Source organism: Yoonia sp. MH D7 (assembly GCF_054439475.1).
Genome location: NZ_JBTJCF010000001.1, coordinates 791,340 through 806,762, shown reverse-complemented (window position 1 = coordinate 806,762; position 15,423 = coordinate 791,340). Strand labels below are relative to the sequence as shown.

Sequence of the window (15,423 nt, the reverse complement as noted above, 5' to 3'; positions counted from 1 at the left end):
CAACCCTAAAAGCAAAAAGCCCGCCTGTTTCCAGACGGGCCTCTATGCAACTATAAGTGCAAATCAATTACATACGCGACGCGACGTTTTCCCAGTTCACCAATTTATCAAGGAAATTGGTCAGGTAGCCCGGACGTTTGTTGCGGAAATCGATGTAGTAGGAATGCTCCCAGACGTCGCAGCCCAGCAATGTGGTCTGACCAAAGCAAAGCGGGTTAACGCCATTTTCAGTCTTGGTCACTTTCAAGCTACCGTCGGTATCTTTGACCAGCCAGCACCAGCCGGAACCGAACTGACCCGCACCCGCCGCCGAGAAATCTTCTTTGAACTTATCAACTGAACCAAAGCTGTCTTTCAGCGCCGCTTCCAACTCGGATGGCATTTTGCTGTCTTCCGGCGTCATCATTTCCCAGAACTGGTTGTGGTTCCACAGCTGCGAAATGTTGTTGAAAATGCCGCTCTGCGCAACAGCGGATTTGTCATAAGTGCCGGTAATGATCTCTTCGAGAGTTTTGCCGTCCCACTCGGTACCTTCAATCGCCTTGTTACCATTGGTGACATAGGCATTGTGGTGGATGTCGTGGTGAAATTCGAGCGTTTCCTTAGACATGCCTTTAGCTGCAAGCGCATCGTGGGCATATGGAAGATCAGGAAGTGTAAAAGCCATGATATTTCTCTCTTTTAATTGAGGACAGATTGTCCTGATACATGTCATAAGACCCGCAAAGGTCAACCCCTAGAGATGCCCGACCGCGCCCGCCTTTGCCGACGTTGCGAGCAAATCAAAGGCATACTCACCAACCGATCGAAAGCAAATAAGTTCAAAAGTTTCCCCGTCCGTCATCCAGAAAGCGGCGGCAACTTGCCCGATCCGCGACCTGCGAAAATCACCGATTTCAAAGCTGTCAGGGTGCAGATCGGCAGGTGCAAGTTTTGCGATCACTTCGCGCGAGAACGCGCCTTCAACGGTCAGATGGGTGCGCGCGTCAGAGACATTCTCGGCCAGATAATGCTGCCCTTTCATCGCTTTCGCGATCTTGTCCAGCGCATTTTTCACCGCATCATACGGAACCAAAATCAACAGCTCGTCTGGCGACATCCACGCGACGCCTTTATCGCCAACGCTTGCCACCTTGCCCTGCTTAGGCACAGCGAACCCTGTGAGGGCCTTGCAAACCGATGCCAGTTTTTTGTGGCTCAGATCGCCACGAAACGTAATCATGCCGCGCAAACCACCTTCTCGGATCGTGACTTCTCCGGCGGCAACTTCACCTTGTAACATACTGACAGCGTTAGACATTGTTCTTTGCCCCTTCTTTATCATAGAACACCGGATCAACGATTTTCGCCGCGACCGTTGTGCCATCGACCTTGTTGAACGACAACTCTTCACCCATGCGATCAGGCCCGTGCAACACAAGCCCCATCGCAATCCCGCGCTTCAAGGTTGGCGAATAATAGGTCGAGGTCACGCGCCCTTGGGTGTTTTTTTGACCATTGGCATTCACACCCTCGGCAATCGCGTAGGACCCGTCAGGAATGACCGACCCGTCCAGCGTTTCAAGTCCCACCAGTTTCCAGCGATTTGGATCGGCCATATGAGACCGCAGATGCGCCCGCTTTCCAAGGTAGTCGTCTTTCTTTTTCGACAGCGCCCATTGCAAATTCAGGTCTTGCGGAATGACCGTGCCATCGGTCTCGTCGCCGATCATGATAAAGCCCTTTTCGGCACGCATGATGTGCAGCGCTTCGGTGCCGTAGGGCATGACGCCAAATTCCGCACCTGCCGCCAAAAGTATATCCCAAAACGCGCGGCCCTGGCTGGCTGGCACGGCAATTTCGTAGGATAATTCGCCTGAGAACGAGATCCGGTAGACCCGCGCGTCAAACCCGCCCAGCGTCCCGTCAGTCCATTGCATGAATGGCAACGTGTCTTTGGACAGATCCATGCCGCCCAGTTTTTCCAACAATTTTCGTGCGTTAGGCCCGACAACTGCAACCTGCGCCAACTGCTCGGTTACGTTGGCGACATAAACCTTCCAGTCCCACCACTCGCATTGCAGCCAGTCTTCCATCCACGCATGGATACGTTCCGCGCCGCCGGTTGTGGTATGGCAAAGCCATGTTTCATCGTCGATACGCGCGACCACGCCATCATCTGACAGAAACCCGTTCTCAGAACACATCAGCCCGTAACGGCATTTGCCCACGGCAAGATTGGACATCATATTTGTATACATCATATCAAGAAACTTGCCCGCGTCGGGTCCCTTGACGATCAGCTTGCCAAGGGTGGACGCATCCAGCAATCCCAACTTTTCGCGCGCATTGATCACCTCGCGGTGCACCGCCTCGTCCACGGTCTCTTCACCGCGCAGATATGTGTAGGGCCGGCGCCACTGGCCGACCGGTTCAAAGTCTGCGCCATTCGCCGTATGCCAGTCGGACATCGGCGTTTTTCGAACGGGCTGGAACAGGTTATCCTTCGCCACACCCGTGATCGACGAGAGCGAAATCGGCGTATAAGGCGGGCGGAATGTCGTTGTGCCCACATTTGGAATTTCCGCATTCAGCGCTTTCGCAAGGATCGCCAAGCCATTGATGTTGCTCAACTTACCTTGATCCGTTGCCATCCCAATCGTGGTATAGCGCTTGGCATGTTCGACGCTTTCATAGCCTTCTTGCGCGGCCAATTGCACGTCGCTGACTTTCACGTCGTTCTGAAAATCAAGCCATGCTTTGGACCGCAGCGCGTGGCTTGCGCCTTGCGGCATAAGCCAGACCGGCGACATCGGCCCCTCGTGCGCGTCTTCGCCAATCGGCGCGGGTACGGCTTTGCCCGTGTGGCCTGCGGATTTTGCAGCTTTTCGTCCGGCAGCGCAGCCGTCTGCGATGCCTTCGGCAGAGAATAGATGGCCGTTGGCGATCCCTGCCGTGGTCACAAACCCTGCGCCATCTGCGCCCAGTGGTGGGCGCTCTGGATCAGGACGGAACATCGACTGTTCAGCGTCCCAAATCAGCTTGCCGCCGCAATGTGACCACAGATGCACGACCGGCGACCAGCCGCCTGACATGGCGACGCAATCGCATAAAATCTCTTCAACAACAGCGCCTTGGCCCGCTTGATGACAGATTTCAACTGAGGTCACGCGCTTGCCGCCTTTGACCTTTGCGATGCCTTTGCCGAATTCAATGCGGATACCCAAGGCGCGCGCGGCGTCGATCAGCTCGCCCTCTGGCGCATGGCGCGCATCAATGATGGCGGGAACGTCGAGCCCTGCTTTTTTCAGCACAATGGCAGTGCGATAGGCGTCGTCGTTGTTCGTCACAACCACGGTGCGGTCACCAATTGAGACGCCAAAATTCACCGCATAATCGCGTACCGCAGCGGCCAAAAGCACGCCGGGAACGTCGTTGCCTGCGAATGAAAGCGGGCGCTCGATTGCGCCGGTGGCGGTCACGATTTGCGCCGTGCGGATACGCCACAAACGATGTCGTGGACCCTCAAGCTCTGGCGCGTGATCGGTCAGACGCTCATAGGCGAGAACATAGCCATGATCGTAAACGCCCGTCCCTTGCGTGCGCAGACGCAGAGTAACATTCGACATGTTTTCAAGTGCTTGAACGGCGTTCCTCACCCACTCTTGCGCAGGTATACCGTCAATTTTTGGAATATCCACAACCGCGCGACCGCCCCAGTCGGCGGTCTGCTCGACCAGCATGACGCGCGCGCCTGACTGCCCCGCAGACAGCGCCGCCGCAAGCCCCGCGATACCGCCCCCAATGACCATCACATCAAAAGTCGCGTGGTAGTGTTCGTAGGTGTCTGGATCGGCTTCGGTTGGGGCTTTGCCTAAGCCGGCGGAGTGGCGGATGATGGGTTCGTAGATGTATTTCCAGAACGGGCGCGGGTGGATGAACATTTTGTAGTAGAACCCTGCCGGCAGGAAACGTGACAGGTGGGTGTTGATCGCGCCGACGTCGAATTCGAGTGAGGGCCAGTGATTTTGGCTGGTGGCGGTGAGGCCATCGAAGAGTTCCGTGGTTGTCATGCGCTGGTTTGGCTCGAATTTTGCGCCTTTGCCTAGGTTTACCAGACCATTGGGTTCTTCGGCCCCTGATGCGATCACGCCGCGCGGGCGGTGGTATTTGAACGAGCGTCCGATCAGCATTTGATCGTTGGCAAGCAGGGCCGAGGCGAGCGTGTCACCTTCAAAACCGCGCAGGTTCCTACCGTTAAAGGTAAAAGATACCGCTTTGTTTTTATTGACCAATCGGCCAGTTGTGGACAGGCGTGTGCTCATGAGAAATCTCCCCACGACCATCCCGGTCGTGCCGCGGTGATGGCGTCTTTTATGGCTTGTGGTGGTTCAACGGTTTGGGCGGAATAGGTGCCGAAAACCTGCAATGTCGCGGTGCAGCGCGCGGCGAGAAAGTATTTCCCACAGCCAAAAACGTGTTTCCAGCGTTCGAAATGCACACCCTTGGGGTTTTGCCTTTGGAACATGTAATCATGGAAATCATCGTCAGAGCTATTGGTGCCAAAGCGTTTCAGGTGCGCCTCGCCTTCGCCGTGAAGATCGGTTTCGTCCACGTCAATACCGCAGTTGGGGCAGTGTAGAATTAGCATGGAAACCCTCCAAAATCGCTGTCTTTATGTCGTCTTCTTTGCGTCTTGCTTACGTCTTGCATGTCTCGCGCATGGAAAATCATCTTGCGCGCGGCAAAAACCGCGATGCGTGGATGGCGCAGCGGTTGTGTGTCTGATGAGGTCTGGACTGTTTTAGTCCCCGAGGAGACCTTCGGCAACGCCTTGCACTGCGTCATCAACGCCGTCGAGTGTGGCGTTGTCGTCAGGCTGTACAAAGTCGCTGGATGGACCTGTGAGCAGCATGTAGCCCGTGATCGCAAGCAAGATGGCCGTGGTGCCAAACGCCGCGATCTTTGCGCGCCGACTGGCGGGACGGCGTGGCCGTTTTGGCGATTGCATTGGATTTCATCCCCTACGTTGGCGTGCGCAGGGAGAACCCGCGATGCGATGTTATGGTTCCAAGGAGCGTGCAATTGCGTCAATGTGCCACCCCTGCCGCCACCGATTCATCGATGAATTTTCCCTCGCGGAAGCGGAACATGTTGAAGTCTTCGGTGAGCGGCGAGTGACCTTTGGCCATCAGTTCGGCCATGGCCCAACCTGAGCCGGGAATCGCCTTGAAGCCGCCAGTGCCCCAGCCGCAGTTCACAAAGATGCCGTCGACGGGGGTTCTGGACAAGATTGGCGAGCGGTCGCCAGTGACGTCAACGATGCCGCCCCATTGCCGCAACATTTTAAGGCGGCCGACCATCGGGAAGGTTTCGACGAGGGCGCGCACGGTTTCCTCAATATGGTGGAAGCTGCCGCGCTGGGTATAGTTGTTGAATCCGTCGGTGCCGCCGCCGATAACCATTTCGCCCTTGTCGGATTGCGACATGTAGCCGTGCACGGTGTTGGCCATGACGACCACATCCATGCAGGGTTTGATCGGCTCGGAGACCATGGCTTGCAGGGCGACTGATTCCATTGGCAGACGGAAGCCCGCCTTTTCAGCCAAGACCGAGGCGTGACCTGCCACGACCATGCCGAGTTTATCGCAGTCGATTGGTCCTTTGGTGGTATCAACGCCGGTGACTTTGCCTGCTGATTTGCGCACGCCTGTGACTTCGCATTGCTGGATGATGTCCATGCCCATGTCAGAGCAGGCGCGAGCATAGCCCCAAGCAACGGCGTCATGGCGCGCAGTGCCGCCGCGTGCTTGGTAGAGGCCGCCAAGGACGGGGTAGCGTGGTCCGTCGATGTTCATGATAGGCACGAGTTCCTTGACCCGCTGCGGTGAAATCCATTCGGTTGAGACGCCTTGCAGCGCGTTGGCGTGGGCGGTGCGCTGGTAGCCTCTGATCTCGGCTTGGGTCTGGGCCAGCATGATCAAGCCGCGCGGGGAAAACATGACGTTGTAGTTGAGGTCTTGGGACATGGTTTCGTAGAGGCTGCGCGATTTTTCGTAGATCGCGGCGGAGGGGTCTTGCAGGTAGTTCGAGCGAATGATCGTGGTGTTGCGCCCTGTATTGCCGCCGCCAAGCCAGCCTTTTTCAATGATTGCGACATTGGTGATGCCGAAGTTTTTGCCCAAGTAGTAGGCTGTCGCCAGACCGTGCCCGCCTGCCCCAACGATGATCACGTCGTATTTCGGTTTCGGTTCGCGTTTGGCCCATGCCCGTTCCCAGCCTGTGTGTTGGCGTAAGGCTTCACGCGCGACGGCAAAGACAGAATATTTTTTCATGTGATCCGAATCCTATATGGCGGGCGGCACTTTGGCTTTGTTTTTGGCGGAATGCGGGAAAATGAGGATACTCCCCGCGACCTGTGGGGGGGATTTTACGACAAACCGCAGCGATAGGAAATGCCGCGTTGTCGCAGCCCCTTTTCTAAATTGCCCGCGCCCCTTAGGTAGAGGTGAGTTTTAAAGTGGGGTGCTATGATTTTCTGGATAATTTGCATTGTTTTGACGGCTGTGGTGGCGGGTTTGGTGGTGATGCCATTATTGCGCGGCGACCAGTTGGTCGAGGACGCCCCGGACGTTGCGTTTTACCGCGCCCAGCTGGAGGAGTTGGACCGCGATCTGGAGCGCGGTGTGCTTGATATCGCCGAGGCAGAACGCGCCCGTGTCGAAGTGGCCCGCCGGTTGATTGCCGCTGATGCCCGCGCCGCAGAAGTGACGCCAAGCCCGCCTGCTCCGATGTTGGCGATTGTGGTGATCTTGCTTGCAGCGGGAATGGGACTTGGCGGGTATTATTATCTTGGCGTGCCTGGGTATGCCGATTTGCCGTTGAAGGCGCGGATTGCCACCAGTGACCAGATGCGCGCAAGCCGCCCGACGCAAAAGGCGATGGAAGCGGCGGCGGCCCCTGCGGCTCCGGCCACTTACCCCGATGATTATCTGGAAAGTGTCGCTCGGTTGCGCGAGATTGTTCCGACCCGTCCCGATGAATTGGCGGGTTGGGAGTTGCTGGCGTACCACGAGAGCCAGCTGCGCAACTATCCTGCTGCGGTCGCCGCTCAGGCGCGGGTGTTGGCGTTGAAAGGTGCGGATGCGACAATCGAGGATCGTACCCGCATTGTTGATGTGATGGTCATGGCAGCGGATGGCTTTGTGTCGCCTGAGGCCGAGGGCTATGTGCGTCAGATTTTGGAAGCGGACCCCGAGAATGTGGCGGGGCTATATTATATGGGTGCGCTTTATTATCAGACGGATCGTCCTGATGTGGCGTTGCGGTTGTGGCGTCCTGTGGCGGCGGATGGTGATCCGACCCAGTATCATGTGCAGGCTATTCGCGCGCAGATTGAGGATGCCGCGTATTTGGCGGGTGTGAAATATACCCTGCCTGCCGCTGTTGGTCCGAGTGCCGAAGATATCGCGAATGCATCCGATATGAGCGCGGAAGACCGTCAGGGGATGATTCAAGGCATGGTGTCGCAACTCGCAGGGCGCCTCGCGGATGAAGGAGGTCCGGCGAGTGAGTGGGCGCGGTTGATCGGGGCTTACGGTGTGCTGGGCGAGACGGAAAAAGCAAGCGAGGTCTGGTTGGAGGCATCTGAGGTGTTTGCGGGCTCTGTGGGCGCGATGGAGACGTTGCGCGCGGCGGCGGTTTCTGCGGGTGTTGCTGAATGATCCTCGATGATGTGGTTGAGTTTGCTAAGGTGCTGCCTGATTTCGGGGCCGTGGCGGGGTTGGATTTAGGCACGGTCACGATTGGTGTGGCGATGTCGGATTTGCGGCGCGGGGTGGCGACGCCGATTTTAACGATCAAGCGTAAGAAGTTTGGTGTTGATGCGGCGGCGCTTTTGAAGCTGCTGGACGAGCGTAAAGCGCATGGCATTGTGTTGGGTTTGCCGCGCAATATGGATGGATCGGAAGGGCCGCGCGCGCAGGCGACCCGTGGATTTGCGCGCAATCTGGAGCGGCTGACAGAGTTGCCGATTACGTTCTGGGACGAACGCCTGTCGACTGTGGCCGCGACGCGGGCCATGATCGAGGCGGATTTGTCGCGGAAACGTCGCGCAGAGTTGGTTGACCATGTGGCGGCGGGGTTTATCTTGCAAGGATTGCTGGACCGTTTAGCCCATTTGAGGACCGCGTAGATGACCAAAGATACCGATGATATCTGGCAGCGCGACGAGGTACAAAGCCCCTGCATCAAAATTTGTGTTGTGCATGCGGAAAGCCGGCTATGCACGGGGTGTTTGCGCTCTATTGACGAAATTGGTGCCTGGTCGCGCATGAGCAACGCGCAACGGGCCGAGATTATCGACGAATTGCCGTCGCGTACGGGGCAGATAACCCGCAGGCGTGGTGGGCGTGCGGGACGTTTAGAGCGTTAGTGTGCGAAAACAAAGCAGCGGTCGCGGCGGATCATGATCCAGAGCGGCGTGCCTTCTTTTGGCAGAAAGACCGACGGCACCAGCGCACGCAGGATCGAGCCGTCAAAGTCCATTTGAAACTCCACAAGGCTTTCTGATCCCATGAAGCGCGCGCGTTTGACGATGCCGCGCGCGGGGGTGCCGACGACCGGCGTTGGATTGGGACCGCGCCCTGCCCGATCAAAATCGATTTTCAGATGTTGAGGCCGGATCACGATGTCGACTTTTGTGCCGTTTGCAAAACCCGGCGCGAGGAATTGTCCGAAGGCGGTATCGGTCAATGCGCCCTGCACTGTCCCGTTGATCACATTGATGTCGCTGAAAAACCCTGCCGCTTCTTTGTCTGAAGGCGCATTGTAGATGTGGTAGGGCGCGCCGCGTTGCACGATTTTACCGTCGCGCATCAGGGCGATTTCATCAGCCATGCGCATGGCCTCGCCCGGCTCGTGGGTGACAAGCAGAACTGCGGTGCCTTCTTCTTTCAGCACAGCCAGCGTCTCGTCACGGATATCGTCGCGCAACCGGTCGTCGAGGCCCGAAAACGGTTCGTCCATGAGCATGATTTTGGGCTTTGGCGCGATCGCGCGCGCAAGGGCCACCCGCTGTTGTTCGCCGCCCGAAAGCTCGTGTGGATAGGCATCCGTGTGGCGCGTCATGCCTACTTTTTCCAGCAATGAGCCGACCCGTTCGCGGTTGGCTTTTGCGCCGCCCCGCAGTCCGAAGGCCACGTTTTCCGCCACGCTAAGGTGCGGGAAGAGCGCAAAATCCTGAAACATCAGCCCGATGGATCGTCCTTCTGGCGGTACGCGGGTGATCGTGTCGCAGACCAGTTTTCCGTCCGCATGGATTGTGCCGCTGTCCTGCATTTCGACGCCAGCAATGATCCGCAATGTCGTGGATTTGCCGCAACCCGATGGCCCTAAGAGGCAGGTGACCTGCCCCGGATCGACCGTCAGGCTGACGTCATCTACGACCTGCCTGCCGCCAAATGATTTGACGATATTGCGAATTTCCAAGCGTGGCACGGTCATTGGTATGGTGCATCCCTGAGTGAAACAATTGGGTATTCATAAGCCATAGCAAGAGACGCCGTTGTGGACAAGGTCAGCCGAGATCAAATACCTGACTTGCGACGATCTGGCCGTTCACTTGCAAGTGAATTTTATGCGCGCCTTTGTGCAGTTTGAATGTGGTGGCGGTGCCGTCGAAGTGATGGGTTTTGCGTAGGTTTATTTCGACATCTGTTTTGCCTTGTAACACCTTAAACTTAAATACTTTTGACGATATTTTTCCGTTGGATTTTACAAAATCTATTTTGTAGTCGACCATCAGCGGACCGCAGGATTTCGGTGTCAGGGTTGCGTCGATTTGCACCTTGGTGTTGAGCGCAACGTCAGACGGGATTTTGATCTGCGCGGTGAAGCTGCCGTTTGTGGCGTAGCCGAGCAGATCCATTGCGCCTGAGTGTCCTGATTTGATCAATGTGCGCAGGGCGTGACGCGTCATCCAGTCAAGTTCCTTGGCCGATTGCCGGTTGGATTTGGCCCATGATCCGAGTTGGTTAATTACTGCGTCCGGATCGAATTTTGCGATATCATTCAAGTGGTTCGCAACCGATCTGGTCACAAAACGTGTAGGGTCGGCGTGTAACGTGTCGAGGATTGGCAGGGTGTCGCGGGTGGTCAATCCGACGTTTTGCCCCCATGGCAGGCGTGGTCTGGTGCCTTCGGTTGCCAATCTGCGCACATGGTAGTTGTCGGACACAGCCCAGCGGTGGATGTGTCGCATCGTGGCCGATTGGTTGTGGCTCAGGAAGGCCCTGATCGAATATTCCATCGAGAAGTGTTGAGTGAGTGTTTCCAACAGGTTGAGCGATTGATCGAAGTGTGTTTGCAGCCCGTGGTTTTCGACATAGACCCCGAGTGGTGCGTAGATGAAGCGCCCGAAGTCGTTGTCGGTGAGCGTGGGGTCAAGCGGTGGCGGCAGGCTATTGCGGATCGCGTGGTCGGCGGCATCAAAGTCGTGCGGCAGGTATGTGCCGAGGTGGTTGGCAATGTGATTGATCCGCGCCTTGAGTTCGAGTGTGTGCAGATCGCCCATGACATCGCGAGTGAAAGCTGGCGCGTCGAATACGCCAGCTTTGCCGAAATGGTTCGCGAGGGTTTCAACGGTTTGCGCGTTGAAGAGTTGGTCCGCGAGGCTGTCTCCCTTGCCCATTAGAGGGTCGCGTTGATAGCGCCGCCATCGAGCACGATATTTTGGCCGACGATGAAACCTGCGTGGGTGGAGCACAGGAATGCGCAGGTTGCCCCGAATTCCGCCGGCGTGCCGTAGCGTCCTGACGGGATCGTGGCTTGCCGGTTTGCCCGTGCGGTTGCCCTGTCGATGCCCTGTGCGTCCATCACCCCTTGATCCAGCGAGCTGGCGCGGTCGGTGTCGTGGATACCTGGTAGCAGGTTGTTGATGGTAACGCCGTGGCCTGCCACTTGGCGTGAGGTGCCAGCGACGTAGCCTGTTAGCCCTGCGCGTGCGGCGTTCGAGAGGCCAAGTTGTGCGATAGGTGCTTTGACCGAGCCGGAGGTGATGTTGACGACCCTGCCCCAGCCGCGAGCGATCATTGCGGGCAGGAGTGCTTTCATCAGCGCGATGGGGGCGAGCATATTGGCGTCGAGTGCTTTGATGAAGTCGTCACGGTCCCAATCGGACCAGAGACCCGGAGGCGGCCCCCCTGCGTTAGTCACGAGGATGTCGATGTCTTTGGCGGCTGCGAGCAATTTAGCGCGGCCTTCTTCTGTCGCGACGTCGGCTGCGACAGTTGTGACCGTTACACCGTATTTTGTGCGGATCTCGGCGGCTGTGGCCTCTAGCGCGTCTGTGCTGCGTGCATTTAGGACAAGCGAGACGCCTGCCTCGGCGAGTGCTTCTGCGCAGCCGCGCCCCAAGCCTTTTGATGATGCGCAAACCAGTGCGCGTTTTCCTGAAATACCTAGATCCATGTCGGTCCTCGTCTGAAAGCGGTGTCGCCCAATGATTAATTGATATCTGTTTGTCATTAAATAGGAAATTCAATGGGATGTCACGTTGACCTAAGGATCGCTCGCCCCTAGTTTCCAGCTAACTTGTGATAAATGGTTTCCGATGACAGATGACGTAGATCCACCAACGATGCAGACGGTTGCCGTGCTGCGTGCCGATATGTTTCCGGTTACCGAAGGTGTGGCCGAGGGCGAAGGGATTTCGTTTGCTGACGAACTGGTGATGGATGACATTTACCAGCTGTCCCAAAGTGCAACCCGTTTGCCGTTAAGTTTGAGCCTGCAAGAGGGTATTGACGGGTTTATCATTGATGAGAGCACCAGTGTCGGCAAGGTCGGCAATGCGATTTATCTGGACAGTTGTGTGACCTTGATGGCTGCCGATAGCACAACATACGAGGTTCTGGTTCTGGTCGAGGTTGAGGATGGATCGGTTGAAGCGACCTATTTGTTGCCGCTGGCCAGCCTTCTGCCTGCTACAAATTACAGTCTGGTGGGCGTGGACCGCGACGCTGCTACGACGCGCTTTGCCGAAGTTTCCTGTGTGTCGTTTACCCGTGGTACACATATTACGATGGCATCGGGCGAGCAGCGCCCGATCGAGAATTTATGCGTCGGTGATAAGGTTTTGACCCGCGATGATGGCCCGCAAGCTGTGCGCTGGATCGGGCAGACCACCCTGCGTGCGCTGGGCGAATTTGCCCCGATTGTGATTACCAAAGGTGCGCTACATAACGAACATGATCTGTTGGTTAGTCCGGATCACCGGTTGTTTGTATACCAGCGCAAGGATGCCTTGGGTGCGGGGCGGCCCGAAGTTTTGGTTAAAGTGCGTCATTTGATCAATGGCACCAGCGTGTATCAGCGTGACGGCGGATTTGTTGACTATTTCCAGCTGCTATTTGACGAGCATCAGATTATTTACGCGGAAGGTATTGCTGCGGAATCGCTGTTAATTGACCCGCGCACCCGCGCGGCGGTGCCTGACAATGTGCGCTCGTCCAGCCGTGGCGGGCATAGCCACCGCGCGCATTTTGACTATGAAGTGCAAGAAAAACTGGCCTCGCGACCTGACGCGGTGGATTTGTTGAAGAAAGCCTCGTCGAATTAGGCATGAGTGTTGCGGGTGTTTTCGTGCAATGTCGGTATGGATGAAAATGGGTTGCGTTAGCGACTTATTAACAGGTGCCACGTAGGATAGCTGCTGTGAAGTCGTTCGTTTATGTCATTCGCAACGTTTCAAACTGTCTCGGGTTTTCGGAGTTTATTGCGGCGCGGACGATTTACGCCAAAGCCGTATTGTGCGGGGCTGTCAGATTTAGTGCCTTTTGATGGGTTTGGATATCGCAGCCTGCCTTGTCGGCTGGTTAAGAAATGAAAGTGGATGCAGTCACATTGGATTGGGTTTGATGTTGGTAAGTTTTAATTGATTTTGCGTGCGGTCGCTGGTGATGGCGCTAGAGCAAGGAGCTAATTTAAATTCAGAATGTTGGTGATTTTATGATGTTAAAGGTCTGATTGTGGGATGGGCGTAATCGTCTTGAACCGTGTTGGATGACGTTCATGGGGTGTTAAACGCCGCTGACCTGTATGGTGATTTGCAAACCAGGTTTAAATTTAACGCACGAGCTTTGCTGCTGTGCCGGTAGTTCTATTTTCCCGATTTTGATCTATTCGGTCATTTTGCCCATTCAGGTCATCGACGTCTCACACCTCTGTCACCGACGTCAAAGTGCGGTGCATAGAGCTAGATTCATGCGGCTGCGGATTGCGTCGGATATTTATAGGTCTTATTCTTTGCAATCATGGCTCATGATTGGTCGCGCCATTTTGTTTGCCAATGTAATAGCTACGAGCATTCGTGGCTTTGCTCGAACAGTCGTGCCAGCCACCAGCCTAGGCGGATCGAACCCTGCAAGCCAGTTCAGACGTGTCATTGCGCCAGTGATGACACCTCGGCGAATGTCAGCATGCCCTATTTTTGCGATTGGCCCAAGCCGTGCCGTTCCGCCTGACGAATGTTGGCGAGGTGCCAGATCAAGCCAGACAATAAAATCTCGCACATACTTAAAACAATCCATAGGATGTGCAAGAGCTTCAATCGCCGGAGCAGATAGCGGAATTACGGCCAGCAAAGTTTGAAATTGTCGCGTCAAATTCGCCTTGTTAGACAAATTTGCTTTGTTTACTTTGGCTTCAGTTAGGGCTGTCTTTTCTGCGATATGCAAACCAAGTATTGTCATCTGTAAAACACAAATTCAGGTTGCTCTCGATTCAATTTTTTAAGAGCGGCGTCGATATGCTTGAGCGTTTGTGATGCCTAGTGGAAACAATGGTAGTACTTATACTTCACCGCGCGAAGCACTCACCAATTCCCTCGGCTGGCGGACAAGGTGAACTCGCGTTCTGAACGATACCACCCTGTCATCGAAGCGCCGTGAAGCTGAAGTATGATATCTTCGGTGATATTTCTGGTGTTGGGTGATAAATATCCTCAGAGCCGAAACAGCCGCTTTCAGTACCGTCTTCGTGAGTTGCGAGAGAGAAATACGGTGGGAAAGGATGCGGGACTGACGGGTTAGTTTCGAGCTACGCTGGCCAAACTACCTTGGAACAGGTCCTGACCTGCGGGTCCGGTGATGTCGCCGTAGATGATGCCCGTAATCCCGTCTTGATAGCGCCCGCGAAAGTCGCCGAGCAGGGTGCCGTCGATGGTGTAGGTATCGCCGCCCTGCCCCAAGTCGCCTGTGACAGTGCCGTCAAATGTATAGTCCACGTCTGTATCAGTGGTAGGCACAACAGTGCCGCCGGTGATGTCGAGACGCCCTGACAGGCCAGTGAAATTGGAGGCGCTGCCACTGATCTGGTCGCGTTTTGCGCCAAAATCAACGGTGAGGTCCAGATCGCCGATGTGGTCGGTCGCAGCACCGTCGATGGGCAGGGCCAGTGTCATGTAGCCTGCATATTGAGCGGTGCCCTGTTGCGGCAATGTTGCGGGGTTGGAGAGGTTTTCTTGGGCGAGATCAGTCGCGAGGTCTGATGCGGCGTCTGTGCGCGGTAGGTTATTCTCACTGCCGCTACTGCTGCAAGCGCCTAGGGTAAAAATTGTGCCAATAAAGATCAGTTTAAGCATCGTAGTTCACCCGTTGTTAACCAGATTATAACGTCGCGGGTTTGCGTTAATGTTGTGTTAACGTGGGGGTGTTTGGCGTAAAAAAGGCCGCCCTGCGGTTTGCGGGGCGGCCTCTTGATGCGAGTTAGTCTCGTTCAGCGACAACGCGGACGCCGACATATTCATAGTATCCATTCACGAGCGCAGGATCGAGGCCTCTTGCGTCAAGTGCGCGGATGTTTGGGTTGCCCAAAAAGTTGCCGTACATGGTGCCATCCATGTTAATCGTATCGCCATTGCCGCGTAGGGTGCCCGTGTAATCAACGGAAAACTGGTTGCCGCTGCCGATTGTGCCGTTGTTGAGGTTCACGCTGCCGCTATATTGATCAATCGAGCCGGAACCTGAAATGTATTCGTTCGCGCCCGCCACGCCGCCCACATTTGTGATTGACCCGTTGATCGCGTTTAGGTTGTCAAAGTTGACCCGCACATTCGCATCGCCGATCAGGACAGTTCTGTCGTATTCGGAGCCTGCAACGATCAGAGCGTTGCCAGTGAAGTTTGCGGATCCTGTTGTTTTGTCTACAACCTTTGGGCCTGACGGGGTCATGGCGTTCACGCGTGCGACACGGTTGTCATAGGCCTGTGCTTGGTCGAGCAGGTCTTCTTCATAAGAACCGCCGCAGCCTGCCAGTGTTGCTGCGAGTAAGGTTGCGCATGTGATTGGTTTTAGAAAATTCATGGTCTTCGTCATTGTCATTGTCATCGTCCTTCTCCCCCGAGAGTGTTAATTCTGATCCATCAGGCATTTGTTAATCATTAAT

General features: G+C 55.7%; 16 protein-coding genes. 4 read left to right on the top strand and 12 right to left on the bottom strand.

Annotated features, from left to right (window positions below):
- Positions 1 to 67 precede the first annotated feature (67 nt).
- The 6 genes from ACXLHR_RS03955 to ACXLHR_RS03930 form a co-directional block, all read right to left on the bottom strand.
- Positions 68 to 667 (bottom strand): superoxide dismutase, encoded by a 600-nt coding sequence (locus ACXLHR_RS03955; RefSeq protein ID WP_458790235.1) that lies wholly within the window; start codon positions 665 to 667, stop codon positions 68 to 70.
- Between the two features lie 69 nt (positions 668 to 736).
- Positions 737 to 1,300, bottom strand: a complete 564-nt coding sequence (locus tag ACXLHR_RS03950) for a sarcosine oxidase subunit gamma (RefSeq protein WP_458790234.1) — start codon at positions 1,298 to 1,300, stop codon at positions 737 to 739.
- Complete coding sequence (locus tag ACXLHR_RS03945) at positions 1,293 to 4,304, bottom strand: sarcosine oxidase subunit alpha family protein (RefSeq protein WP_458790233.1); 3,012 nt, start codon at positions 4,302 to 4,304, stop codon at positions 1,293 to 1,295. Before ACXLHR_RS03945 ends, ACXLHR_RS03950 begins: the two co-directional genes overlap by 8 nt.
- Positions 4,301 to 4,630 carry a sarcosine oxidase subunit delta gene (locus ACXLHR_RS03940; protein ID WP_458790232.1) on the bottom strand — a complete coding sequence of 110 codons (330 nt, stop codon included), beginning with the start codon at positions 4,628 to 4,630 and terminating at the stop codon, positions 4,301 to 4,303. Before ACXLHR_RS03940 ends, ACXLHR_RS03945 begins: the two co-directional genes overlap by 4 nt.
- Before the next feature lie 153 nt (positions 4,631 to 4,783).
- Positions 4,784 to 4,990 carry a hypothetical protein gene (locus ACXLHR_RS03935; RefSeq protein ID WP_458790231.1) on the bottom strand — a complete coding sequence of 69 codons (207 nt, stop codon included), beginning with the start codon at positions 4,988 to 4,990 and terminating at the stop codon, positions 4,784 to 4,786.
- 79 nt (positions 4,991 to 5,069) lie between these two features.
- A complete protein-coding gene (locus ACXLHR_RS03930; RefSeq protein ID WP_458790230.1) occupies positions 5,070 to 6,314 on the bottom strand; it encodes a sarcosine oxidase subunit beta family protein in 1,245 nt (414 codons plus the stop codon).
- A gap of 195 nt (positions 6,315 to 6,509) precedes the next feature.
- Between ACXLHR_RS03930 and ccmI the strand changes: the two genes are divergently transcribed.
- Genes ccmI through ACXLHR_RS03915 form a run of 3 tightly spaced genes read left to right on the top strand, consistent with a single transcriptional unit; the run spans position 6,510 to position 8,413 of the window.
- Positions 6,510 to 7,703 carry a c-type cytochrome biogenesis protein CcmI gene (ccmI, locus tag ACXLHR_RS03925; RefSeq protein ID WP_458790229.1) on the top strand — a complete coding sequence of 398 codons (1,194 nt, stop codon included), beginning with the start codon at positions 6,510 to 6,512 and terminating at the stop codon, positions 7,701 to 7,703.
- The gene (gene ruvX / locus ACXLHR_RS03920; RefSeq protein ID WP_458790228.1) at positions 7,700 to 8,173 is read left to right on the top strand and encodes a Holliday junction resolvase RuvX; all 474 of its coding nucleotides are present in this window, start codon (positions 7,700 to 7,702) and stop codon (positions 8,171 to 8,173) included. The genes ccmI and ruvX overlap by 4 nt, the downstream gene beginning before the upstream one ends.
- Positions 8,174 to 8,413 (top strand): DUF1289 domain-containing protein, encoded by a 240-nt coding sequence (locus tag ACXLHR_RS03915; protein ID WP_458790227.1) that lies wholly within the window; start codon positions 8,174 to 8,176, stop codon positions 8,411 to 8,413.
- Here the strand turns inward: ACXLHR_RS03915 and ACXLHR_RS03910 are convergent.
- The 3 genes from ACXLHR_RS03910 to ACXLHR_RS03900 all read right to left on the bottom strand — a co-directional run bounded on the left by ACXLHR_RS03910 (position 8,410) and on the right by ACXLHR_RS03900 (position 11,448).
- The gene (locus ACXLHR_RS03910; RefSeq protein WP_458790226.1) at positions 8,410 to 9,483 is read right to left on the bottom strand and encodes an ABC transporter ATP-binding protein; all 1,074 of its coding nucleotides are present in this window, start codon (positions 9,481 to 9,483) and stop codon (positions 8,410 to 8,412) included. The two genes, ACXLHR_RS03915 and ACXLHR_RS03910, sit on opposite strands and share 4 nt — an antisense overlap.
- Positions 9,484 to 9,556: 73 nt before the next feature.
- Positions 9,557 to 10,669, bottom strand: a complete 1,113-nt coding sequence (locus ACXLHR_RS03905; RefSeq protein WP_458790225.1) for a DNA alkylation repair protein — start codon at positions 10,667 to 10,669, stop codon at positions 9,557 to 9,559.
- Positions 10,669 to 11,448, bottom strand: a complete 780-nt coding sequence (locus tag ACXLHR_RS03900) for an SDR family oxidoreductase (RefSeq protein ID WP_458790224.1) — start codon at positions 11,446 to 11,448, stop codon at positions 10,669 to 10,671. Before ACXLHR_RS03900 ends, ACXLHR_RS03905 begins: the two co-directional genes overlap by 1 nt.
- A 142-nt stretch (positions 11,449 to 11,590) precedes the next feature.
- On the opposite strand from ACXLHR_RS03900, the gene ACXLHR_RS03895 reads away from it, so the two are divergent.
- Entirely contained in the window at positions 11,591 to 12,598 is a 1,008-nt protein-coding gene (locus ACXLHR_RS03895) for a Hint domain-containing protein (protein ID WP_458790223.1), read from the top strand.
- 679 nt (positions 12,599 to 13,277) lie between these two features.
- Here the strand turns inward: ACXLHR_RS03895 and ACXLHR_RS03890 are convergent.
- The 3 genes from ACXLHR_RS03890 to ACXLHR_RS03880 form a co-directional block, all read right to left on the bottom strand.
- On the bottom strand, positions 13,278 to 13,730 hold the full coding sequence (locus ACXLHR_RS03890) for a transposase (protein ID WP_458790222.1): 453 nt from the start codon (positions 13,728 to 13,730) through the stop codon (positions 13,278 to 13,280).
- A gap of 335 nt (positions 13,731 to 14,065) precedes the next feature.
- Positions 14,066 to 14,620: a hypothetical protein gene (locus ACXLHR_RS03885; RefSeq protein WP_458790221.1), complete on the bottom strand. Its 555-nt coding sequence runs from the start codon at positions 14,618 to 14,620 to the stop codon at positions 14,066 to 14,068.
- Positions 14,621 to 14,744: 124 nt separating this feature from the next.
- Entirely contained in the window at positions 14,745 to 15,359 is a 615-nt protein-coding gene (locus ACXLHR_RS03880) for a hypothetical protein (protein WP_458790220.1), read from the bottom strand.
- Positions 15,360 to 15,423 lie beyond the last annotated feature (64 nt).

Coding starts and splice junctions, on each gene's coding strand:
- ACXLHR_RS03935 (WP_458790231.1), bottom strand. CDS start 4,990: ATGCAATCGCCAAAACGGCCACGCCGTCCCGCCAGTCGGCGCGCAAAG.
- ACXLHR_RS03950 (WP_458790234.1), bottom strand. CDS start 1,300: ATGTCTAACGCTGTCAGTATGTTACAAGGTGAAGTTGCCGCCGGAGAA.
- ACXLHR_RS03900 (WP_458790224.1), bottom strand. CDS start 11,448: ATGGATCTAGGTATTTCAGGAAAACGCGCACTGGTTTGCGCATCATCA.
- ACXLHR_RS03915 (WP_458790227.1), top strand. CDS start 8,174: ATGACCAAAGATACCGATGATATCTGGCAGCGCGACGAGGTACAAAGC.
- ccmI (WP_458790229.1), top strand. CDS start 6,510: ATGATTTTCTGGATAATTTGCATTGTTTTGACGGCTGTGGTGGCGGGT.
- ruvX (WP_458790228.1), top strand. CDS start 7,700: ATGATCCTCGATGATGTGGTTGAGTTTGCTAAGGTGCTGCCTGATTTC.
- ACXLHR_RS03940 (WP_458790232.1), bottom strand. CDS start 4,630: ATGCTAATTCTACACTGCCCCAACTGCGGTATTGACGTGGACGAAACC.
- ACXLHR_RS03910 (WP_458790226.1), bottom strand. CDS start 9,483: ATGACCGTGCCACGCTTGGAAATTCGCAATATCGTCAAATCATTTGGC.
- ACXLHR_RS03905 (WP_458790225.1), bottom strand. CDS start 10,669: ATGGGCAAGGGAGACAGCCTCGCGGACCAACTCTTCAACGCGCAAACC.
- ACXLHR_RS03880 (WP_458790220.1), bottom strand. CDS start 15,359: ATGACAATGACGAAGACCATGAATTTTCTAAAACCAATCACATGCGCA.
- ACXLHR_RS03955 (WP_458790235.1), bottom strand. CDS start 667: ATGGCTTTTACACTTCCTGATCTTCCATATGCCCACGATGCGCTTGCA.
- ACXLHR_RS03945 (WP_458790233.1), bottom strand. CDS start 4,304: ATGAGCACACGCCTGTCCACAACTGGCCGATTGGTCAATAAAAACAAA.
- ACXLHR_RS03895 (WP_458790223.1), top strand. CDS start 11,591: ATGACAGATGACGTAGATCCACCAACGATGCAGACGGTTGCCGTGCTG.
- ACXLHR_RS03885 (WP_458790221.1), bottom strand. CDS start 14,620: ATGCTTAAACTGATCTTTATTGGCACAATTTTTACCCTAGGCGCTTGC.
- ACXLHR_RS03890 (WP_458790222.1), bottom strand. CDS start 13,730: ATGACAATACTTGGTTTGCATATCGCAGAAAAGACAGCCCTAACTGAA.
- ACXLHR_RS03930 (WP_458790230.1), bottom strand. CDS start 6,314: ATGAAAAAATATTCTGTCTTTGCCGTCGCGCGTGAAGCCTTACGCCAA.